Origin of the sequence: Streptomyces sp. NPDC058653 (genome assembly GCF_042716895.1) — a bacterium.
Classification (GTDB): Bacteria; Actinomycetota; Actinomycetes; order Streptomycetales; family Streptomycetaceae; genus Streptomyces.
This window is the reverse complement of sequence record NZ_JBHXRM010000086.1, coordinates 1-8,125: the sequence shown is the minus strand read 5'-3', so window position 1 is coordinate 8,125 and position 8,125 is coordinate 1. Positions and strand designations below refer to the sequence as shown.

Sequence of the window (8,125 nt, the reverse complement as noted above, 5' to 3'; positions counted from 1 at the left end):
GCCGCACCCTGTCTGACCTGCTAAATAGCAGGTCAGACAGGGTGCGGCGGCATCTCTGGGACGTCTCTGGGACTTTGGGCCCACAGCGGGCTACGAGCCACGCTGCACAGGCTCTGCCGATCGGCTACGCGAAGATCGCGTCGATGGCGGCGGCGCCTCGTGCGCCAGCGCGGGGCAGGAAGTGGGAGTACTTCCGCAGCGTGAACCCGGGGTCGGAGTGCCCCAGCCAGCGTGCCAGGGAGACGATCGATTCGCCAGCCTCCAGTTCCTCGGAGGCGTAGAAGTGGCGCAGGGCGTGGAAGCCGTGTTCCCGGGACGGCTCCCACACGCGAGCACCATCGGCGCCGCCTTCGTCCAGCGGTGCGATCACGCCCGCCTCAGCCAGCGCGGGCTTCCACACATAGGAGTTGAGGTAGTTCCGGTTGATGGCCTTCCGCTCGCGGCCCGTCACTAGGAGGTGGTAGGTCCTCGGCCGCCGGTGCTTGGCCTCCACCGGCGTCTCCGGCGGAGTCGGGTCGTCCCAGGGCAGCGTGACCGGAAACGGCGCGAACAGTTCGATGTGCTGCCGGATGGCCCGGGCCACACTTGACGGCAGCGGCACGTCCCGGACCTTGCGCCCCTTGGGAAGCGCGAAACAGAGCTTCGCCCTCACCATCTTGGCCTGCCGCCGAACGTGGACGACTTCCTTAGTGAAGTCGATGTCTTCCCGGGCGAGCCCGAGCGCCTCCCCCTGCCGGAGCCCAAGACCCGCGCCGATCACAATGAGTAGCCGGTAGCGGTCGGGCAATGCTGTCCGTACTGCCAGTACCCGTTCGGGCGACCACGCTTCGACGCGGCCAGGTGTGGCGGCCGGAGGACCAACCGTGCTCGACCGACATGGATTGCGTCCAAGGCGACGGTCTTCGACGGCGGCCTGGAGAACGCTGGAGAGAGTCGCCCAGACTAGACGGATCGAGGTGGGACCGAGGTCCTTCTCCAACCGCTTCTTCCAGTGCCGCAGGACTTCCGTGCCGATGGCGTTGAGCGGCTGAGCACCCAGGTGGGGAACGATGTGCCGCCGTACCCTCTGCTCAATCCGCTCGATCGTGGACGGGTCACCGCTCTGCGTGGGCCACCAGTGGGTAGCTATGTAATCCTTGAGCGAGATGGCCCCATCTCGCGGATCGACGAACTCGCCTCGGCGAGCATCAGTTTGAGCCTGCGCAAGCCAAGTCTTCGCGTCCTGAAGCACCTCAAAGGAACGGTCCTTGACGCCGGGAATTCCCTTCACGCGGTAGCGGGTGCACTTGCCGTACATAGCCGTGCGTTCGCGCTTCCGGGTCTTCGGGTTGGGGCGCTTCTTCAGCCATCGGTCTTCTATGTAGCCGGCCAAGTGGAACTCCTTACAGCAAGGTAATGGCGGCGCCTGGTAGGCGTCAGACTGCGGTGAAACGGGTAGAACGCTCCTCTTGAGGACGGACACCTAGGGGCTGTCCCGTAATCCCCCGGTGGATCAGCACACAGCGTCAGATGCGGTGCATCGCAAGTCGGAGGGTCGTCCTCATACCGGGCGTATTCGGGCGATCCGACAACGCGGCGAGGTGCCGTAGCTGACGTCGTGCGCCCGCCGGGGACTACGGGACAGCCCTTAGCGGGTCGAGGGCCGGATTGGAGCGAGAGTCGGCCTGCTCCTGCTCGCGGACCCAGGCATCGACGGCTTCAACCCGGTACATGACGCGACCGCGGCGGCCCATGCGGAAGCTCGGCGGTCCCTGGCGGCGATGGCGCCAGACATAGAGGGTGTGGGGCGAGAGGCCGAGATACTCGGCCGCGTCGCTCACGTTCAGGAACGCTCTGCGAGCAGTACCGCCCGAGTCAGAGGGTCCCGAACGATCGGATGACGTATGTGCAAGCATGCGGTGTCCTTGCAGGGGAGCGCGCGGGGCGACACAGTGGGGCCGACAACGCGGTCAGCCATGCCGACCCGGCAGGGCATCGCTGTATTTCAGCGAACAGCGCTGCGGCTTTTAGGGCAGCAGCAGGCGCGATCCGCTCATTAACTCCTTGCTTCCTTGCGGCTTGGTCTGCTGCGTCCGCTACAGCCCCACCGCCAAGCGCAGCTGAATGCGAACTCATCAATGGTCGCGACGATTGCCGGTTTGGCTAACCGGCAATCGTGGTCTATGTTGCGCTCCGCATCAGCTGAATCCGGCAGATTTCTGGCCGCCGTCAGGAGGCTAGCCCGGTACGAGCGCAGGGTCCGGGTTCGCCCGTCCGTGACAAAGCTCCAGCGGACCGTCATCCGTTAGGCGTTCAAGATTTCGCGCTGCGGACGCTCGGGTATCGCAATGGCACCAGCCATATGTCGAGCTGCTCGCCACGTGTACGTGGACAGCACTGGCGCGAAGGTGGCTGGGCTGCAGCAAGTCCTCGCCGAATAGGCTAGCCGCGCAGACATAGAGGCACGGCCGGTGGATACAGCACCGTAGTCACCCTGTGTCTAGCCGGACCAGGGCGCTCAGTGCCTCGAACACAAAAAGAGCGGGGGACGTTAAGCAGACGGATCGAATAGTGGAATCCACCGAGGGGCCTCCTACTTAGCGATCATGCCAGCGAGGCAGTCTGATACGAGGCGGCGAATCGCTCACAGCCAGCCGCATCGAACCACTGCACCGTATGACCTGATATTTTCCGGTACGTTGTACGTTGACATGGTCTCGGCGGAGGATTCCAGCCCCTTGGAGTTCTTTCCCGTCTGCCGTGGGCGAATAACTGCCACGGCAAAGACGCGGAATCTGCGGCCTCTGCTCACGAACCGACTTTTTTAGCCTCGGCCCGAGCGTCCGCCGGACCCACCGCAGGTGGTGGTTGCCTTGGACCGGTGGCCTAGAGCAACGAGAACGCCGACATGATGGCCTTCACTGTGGCGGGTTGCGGGTTTCCGGTGGACACGATGATCGAGGCGACCGGCACCGCGGATACCTCGTTACGAGGCAAGATCTGTACATCCCGCCGCAGGGCAATGCGGTCGACCGCGAAGCTGTATCACGAGCAAGGCGCCGACTGGGAGTTGGACGATTTCAAGAACGCCGACCTCCTGTACGACCTGCCTATGGACAGGGCCACCTACCGGGTCCGGTCAGACGGCGAAGTCCTCGACCGGCTTGACCTGATGGTGGACTTCTTCCCCTCGTCCAGGTCACCAACTCCATTCCGGGCAGCGGCGAGCACTGGGCCAAGCCGACCGTGGCCACCGTCCTCCAGGCGCTGGACGAGCTGTCCGCCACCGACACCGACAGCTCCTGAACCTCGGCCACCACCGGCTCGCCGATCATCGGACTCGCCGGGGCGCGACTGACTATCGACCGCGCCACAGGCCAGCCCTTCCCGGTCAAGGTCCAGGCCGGGACAGTGTGGCAACTCAACGACAACGGGCGCATGGACGTCCTCGACACCCGTCTCGCCGAGCTGCAAGCGGACCAGCGCGCGCTGCGATGAACGCGGCCCCTCAGCTTTCCGAGGCAACTCCTCGGTTGGCGGCGGCAATTGAGGAAACACGCACCGTGAAAGGTTCCTGGACGAGCAAGTCAGTTCCTTAAGGAGGCACTGGAATGGGCACCGTTCTGATCGCCGTCGGCATCATGATCGCTCTGGTGAGTCTCACTCTGAGGGGACGAAAGAAGAAGTCCCGGCACATCTGGGCCCATGGCAGCGGCGGCTCCTCCGACAGCGGTGAGGGGGGCGGCGGTGACGGGGGCGGTGGTGGCAGCGGCGGCTGACGTTCCCGCGCACGTGCGCACGCGACCGGATCCGGTCAGAAGGGGGCCGACCATTCGGGGGCGGGCCCCTGACCCTTACTGTGCTGGGATTCCGGTGAGGCTCCCGTGCTGGAAGGTGCCCTTGCGATTCTGCCGGTGAACTCTGACACCTGTGGCTGCAAGTCCCACTCACCGCGGGTCGGCCAACGGAGCGCAAAGCGCTGTAAAGCCGGTAACCGGCTACTTTCCGAAACCAGCCCCGCGCGCTGCGCGAGTACCGCTACCTGCACTCTGTTGTCGCAGCCGAGCCTGGTGAGCAGGGCTCGCACAGTCGCTTTGCCCGTGCCCTCACTGACGCCGAGCTGGGCGGCGATCTCGGTGTTGGCCATCCCCCTCGGCCACATGGTGGGTTCTCGCAGGTTCCGCACCAGCAGCCGGCGCTGACCGGCCATCGTGCCGAGCATCGCCGGCACCACCAGCAACAGCAGAGACATGCCGGCCGGGTAGAGGAGCGTGAACGGCATGGTCACGTACTCCGGCGACGGAAGCCCGACCATGGTGACGGCGAGGGAGAGGCACACCGCGACGGCCACGAGCACCGGCGGCGTCCGGAACCGGGAGCGGCGGTCCGCCGCGGTGAGGCTACGTACCGCGCCATAGGCCAGTACCGGCACCACGACCGTCAACACAGCGGCGCCGAGCAGCCCACCGGCGACCGGCACCGCGAGGTCCGGCAGCGCCCGGCGCAGCGGGATGAGGAGCGCGGCAGCGGCGCCCTCTGGAGGACGAGAGCCGTGGGTGACTCCGACTGCCATCCCACGGCTAGTTCGAGAGCGACGATCACGGCAGCCAGCAGGGCTTCTCCGACCCGGGTGCGCACGGAGATGTGCGCCATCCTCCGGCGGAGCGGGGCCCAGCGCTTCCGAACGTCCTGGTTTTGGACCAAGATCACCCGTCTCCGTCTGGGGTCTGTGCATTTGTCTACGCGTGGGTCGCGCAAGGCGCCACGCGGCATGCGTCCTTCGATGGTCACGCCACTCGTCACGACATCCACTACCAACCCGATCGCTTCACCGGCGCCAGATCGCAAGATGGCAGAAAAATGGTCATACCCCGATCGCTCAGGTGAAACTGCCTCTGAGTAACAGCGGAACAAACGGCGGGCCGGGCAGAGTATTCCTGTCCGGCCCATTGCTTTGCCCTGCCGAACGCTGTGATCGCCGGGCGAGGCCGCACCCCGAACTCCTGCCCGCTAGTTGGTCCGGGCAGGCTCGCGTATCAGCGCGGGGTCGGATGGGCATGCGTGCGATGTCGTACTCAACGAGGACGTTTCAGGCCGGGTCTATCGGCGCTTGCCCTTGGGCCTAGGGGTCATCACATAGGGGTCATTGCGCGCAGGGGCCGCATTGGGGTCAATGCGGGGCACAGTGCGCAAGCGCTGCTCGGGCTCGCGGGTCGTCGATGGAACGGTATAGGGCCCTCGTTAGCGGCGGCTGTTGAGTCCGCAAAAATTCTGCGGGTGTCTGCTGCTCCGAAGCGGCGGGCTGCGGGTGCCTGCGGGGCGGCGCGTGCGGTTGGAATGTCGGCGCAAACGGCGACGAGACGTCCTGCCCCACCGCCGACCAGTCGGCGGTCGAGGTAGCCGACTCAGGTGCCTGGCGCGTCGGCTCTTGCTGCGGGTACTCGCGAGACGGCCGCGCAGGTCCCCCCTGGGTGTAGCCCTGGGTTGGCTGCTCCGGCGGATAGACGCCGCTGGCCCGCAGATCGGGTGAAATGCCCTTCTGCCATGCACGCCGCTCCTCCGTCAGATAGGGCGTCGGTGTCTGCCCGTAGTACACGTTGGCTCGCAGATCGGGTGAAACGCCCGCCGCCCATGCCTCCCGCTGCCGCCGCTCTTCGGCACCTTTGGTTGATCCTGGATTGGCTTCCATACAAGTACAACCTGAAGTCCCCGGCCACAGTTCATAGCTTTGATAGAGCTCTTTGAAATTTCCTGACGCTGTGAGGAGGGGTTGTTGGTGTACGGGGTGGTGACTGGTCTGGGGTGTTGCGGGTCTGTTGAGAGGTCGGGTGATCGGCTTCGGAGGGAAGGTCGGGATGTTCGGGCTGGGGTTATGCGTTCCGCGACGAGGGCGGATGGGGTTGTTTCAGGTAGTTTTGGCGCGTAAGGCCGGGTTGGTATTTGCGCTGGAGGCTTCGGCCCTACGACTAGGCCCGCCTACCGGCGCCCAGGCCGCCGGGGTCGATCGGACATCGGCTGTCCAGGCGAAGCCGCGGACTGAGCCCCGGCCGATGGCCCCGCGGCGGCGCTGCTGTGCGATGGTGCCGGTGACGGAGGCCCTGAGTGCGCGGGGAGCGTCGCCTGAGCGGCCGCGGCGATCGACGACGGGCCGGCAGCAGTTGGGGTGACCGGCCTTCGGTACTCTGGTGTCGGCGCCGGAATCGGCGGGGCTTCCAATCCGATCACGCCGTAGGCGAGGCTTCTGGCTTGCTGGAAGACCTCCCAATCCACCAAAAGCGCCTCCTGAGCTGCGGGAGCGCGCCAGGAGGGGGCGTCCCGGATGCTTACCCACTCTCGTTGATAGAGAGCCGCCGCGCGCGCCTCCGCTTGCCGAGCGGCAGTCACCTCGCTCGTTGCCGCGCCATCCTGATTCATCCGGGCCCACTCGTCGATAACTGCGTTGCGAAGCCCGCCGAGTCTCTCCTCCAGCCTTGTGGCAGCCGAACTGTCGACAGATGGCATCCAATGGTCAGCTTGCATGTGTCCTCCTCGTTATCGCCCACAAACACCGGCAGGAGTCAATGGCTTTGGTCTTCGGCAGGTTTCGTCGAAGGTCACCGCGCCACCCAACTCCAAAGGCAGTACGACCTTTCAACGCTTGGGGTCCGGATCCGGTTCGCTATCCACGGCGAGGCCAGCGGCGGAGTCGTCCAGATCGGCGCCCGACACGGTGAACGCGGGCAACGGCATCGACGCCCGGGCCCTCGCCGGCCTCGTGCAGGGTCTGTGGGACATCGCCCCGCAGCTCGGTCTCGACCCGGTCAACGCCGAGGACTTCGAGGCCGAGGTGGTGGCTCTCGAACGCGACGGTGGTGACCCCGAGCAGGGCGGTCGCATCTGGCGCAGGATCATGCGCCTGGCCGGGGGCCCGCGCTCACCACAGCCGTCGCCACCGCCGCCGACCAGAAACTCGTCGAACTCGGCGCCGCCCTCTACAGCGGGTCTGTCTGAACCGCCCCGGGGTCGGTAGAGATCTCAGATGGGGGTGGTGACCTGGGGTTTCGTGGATTCCTTGTAGTGGTTGACCTAGCACTCGGCGGGCGGGTTGTGCCCTATCTCACCGTGCAGGCGGCGGTGGACGTACCAGTCGGTCCACTCAGCGGTGGCTAGTTCGACCTGGGAGAGACCCTTCCAGGGCCGCTGCAGGCTGATCAACTCGGGTTTGTACAAGCCGATCGTCGATTCCATCAGGGCGTTGTTCGTGTGCGTCTCCGACTGATCCAATACTCGCTGCGATGCCGGCGGCGTCCAGGTGCTCGGCGAGCTCGAACCTCGTGTACCGCGACCGGGCATCCGAATGATGGATCAACTCACTCCGCCGATGGGGGAGTTCATCCCTGCCGCGCTGCCACAGGGCCATCTCCAGCGCGTCCAGGACAGCCTGGTCTCCTTGTTGGTCGCGGCAGACCAACCGACGATGCGCAGGCGTTCAACAGTGCAGCGGGCCACCTCGTGACCTTGCCGGTACAGCTCGCGCCAGATCTTGCGGGCGCCGTAGACACGGTAGTTGGTGGTGTGGATCTCCTGGATCCGTGCCTTGGTTCCGGCATCGCGCACCGCGCGGGCGGCGGGGTTCTCCAAGCGTTTCTTGTGGGCGTAGTAGGTGGAGGGAGCGATCTGCAGATCGGCTCGACGCCGCCGAAGCGGTCCCGGTGCCCGCTGAAGAACGTTACGAGCCTGTGTGTGGCCCGTCGAGCTCGGCCACGAAGAAAGACGCCGCCGCCTTCAGGATGTCGTTCGCCCGCTTCAGCTCGGCGTTCTCCTTCTTCAGCGCCTTGAGCTGGGCGGACTCCTCCGTCGTCGTCCCCGGCCGCTGTCCGGCGTCGATCTCGTGCTGTTTCACCCAGTTCCGCAGCGGCTCGGACGCCGACGGCGGGGGCCGCGTCGGAAGCGGATGGGCGGGATCCCGCGGACGAGCGGCTTCAGGCCGAGGCTGTCGTGCATGTTCGCGCCGGAGATCCCCAGTGACAACAGGGGCAGACCGTTCCGGTCGGTGATCAGGTGATCCGGCTTACACGGCGGGCTACGACGTGGGCGTGCCGGTGGCCGAGGCCCACGACCGCTTCCACACCCCGGACGCGCAGCACCACGTCGGGGGCAGGCTCAT

The 8,125-nt window shown here is 66.0% G+C and carries 8 protein-coding genes and 1 pseudogene; 2 read left to right on the top strand and 7 right to left on the bottom strand.

Features of this window, described 5'->3' with window-relative positions; all coding sequences use genetic code 11:
• Positions 1–124 precede the first annotated feature (124 nt).
• Both ACFWU9_RS36110 and ACFWU9_RS36105 read right to left on the bottom strand, forming a co-directional pair.
• Positions 125–1,372 carry a tyrosine-type recombinase/integrase gene (locus ACFWU9_RS36110; RefSeq protein ID WP_384325333.1) on the bottom strand — a complete coding sequence of 416 codons (1,248 nt, stop codon included), beginning with the start codon at positions 1,370–1,372 and terminating at the stop codon, positions 125–127.
• A 241-nt stretch (positions 1,373–1,613) separates the two neighbouring features.
• The gene (locus ACFWU9_RS36105; protein WP_384325332.1) at positions 1,614–1,895 is read right to left on the bottom strand and encodes a helix-turn-helix transcriptional regulator; all 282 of its coding nucleotides are present in this window, start codon (positions 1,893–1,895) and stop codon (positions 1,614–1,616) included.
• A gap of 1,695 nt (positions 1,896–3,590) precedes the next feature.
• Between ACFWU9_RS36105 and ACFWU9_RS36100 the strand changes: the two genes are divergently transcribed.
• Entirely contained in the window at positions 3,591–3,758 is a 168-nt protein-coding gene (locus ACFWU9_RS36100; protein ID WP_384325331.1) for a hypothetical protein, read from the top strand.
• A gap of 35 nt (positions 3,759–3,793) precedes the next feature.
• Here ACFWU9_RS36100 and ACFWU9_RS36095 read toward each other — a convergent pair whose 3' ends face one another.
• Positions 3,794–4,552: a LuxR C-terminal-related transcriptional regulator gene (locus ACFWU9_RS36095; RefSeq protein WP_384325330.1), complete on the bottom strand. Its 759-nt coding sequence runs from the start codon at positions 4,550–4,552 to the stop codon at positions 3,794–3,796.
• A 2,136-nt stretch (positions 4,553–6,688) separates the two neighbouring features.
• Here ACFWU9_RS36095 and ACFWU9_RS36090 point away from each other — a divergent pair.
• Positions 6,689–6,988, top strand: a complete 300-nt coding sequence (locus tag ACFWU9_RS36090; protein ID WP_384325329.1) for a hypothetical protein — start codon at positions 6,689–6,691, stop codon at positions 6,986–6,988.
• A 56-nt stretch (positions 6,989–7,044) separates the two neighbouring features.
• Here ACFWU9_RS36090 and ACFWU9_RS36085 read toward each other — a convergent pair whose 3' ends face one another.
• The 4 genes and pseudogenes from ACFWU9_RS36085 to ACFWU9_RS36070 all read right to left on the bottom strand — a co-directional run.
• The gene (locus tag ACFWU9_RS36085) at positions 7,045–7,311 is read right to left on the bottom strand and encodes an integrase core domain-containing protein (RefSeq protein ID WP_384325327.1); all 267 of its coding nucleotides are present in this window, start codon (positions 7,309–7,311) and stop codon (positions 7,045–7,047) included.
• Between the two features lie 12 nt (positions 7,312–7,323).
• Complete coding sequence (locus ACFWU9_RS36080) at positions 7,324–7,599, bottom strand: IS3 family transposase (protein ID WP_384325326.1); 276 nt, start codon at positions 7,597–7,599, stop codon at positions 7,324–7,326.
• An 88-nt stretch (positions 7,600–7,687) separates the two neighbouring features.
• On the bottom strand, positions 7,688–7,861 hold the full coding sequence (locus tag ACFWU9_RS36075) for a hypothetical protein (RefSeq protein ID WP_384325325.1): 174 nt from the start codon (positions 7,859–7,861) through the stop codon (positions 7,688–7,690).
• Between the two features lie 11 nt (positions 7,862–7,872).
• Positions 7,873–8,085: pseudogene (locus tag ACFWU9_RS36070) on the bottom strand (IS5/IS1182 family transposase); the annotation flags it as partial.
• Between the last annotated feature and the right edge of the window lie 40 nt (positions 8,086–8,125).

Coding starts and splice junctions, on each gene's coding strand:
- ACFWU9_RS36105 (WP_384325332.1), bottom strand. CDS start 1,895: ATGCTTGCACATACGTCATCCGATCGTTCGGGACCCTCTGACTCGGGC.
- ACFWU9_RS36100 (WP_384325331.1), top strand. CDS start 3,591: ATGGGCACCGTTCTGATCGCCGTCGGCATCATGATCGCTCTGGTGAGT.
- ACFWU9_RS36095 (WP_384325330.1), bottom strand. CDS start 4,552: ATGGCAGTCGGAGTCACCCACGGCTCTCGTCCTCCAGAGGGCGCCGCT.
- ACFWU9_RS36085 (WP_384325327.1), bottom strand. CDS start 7,311: ATGCCCGGTCGCGGTACACGAGGTTCGAGCTCGCCGAGCACCTGGACG.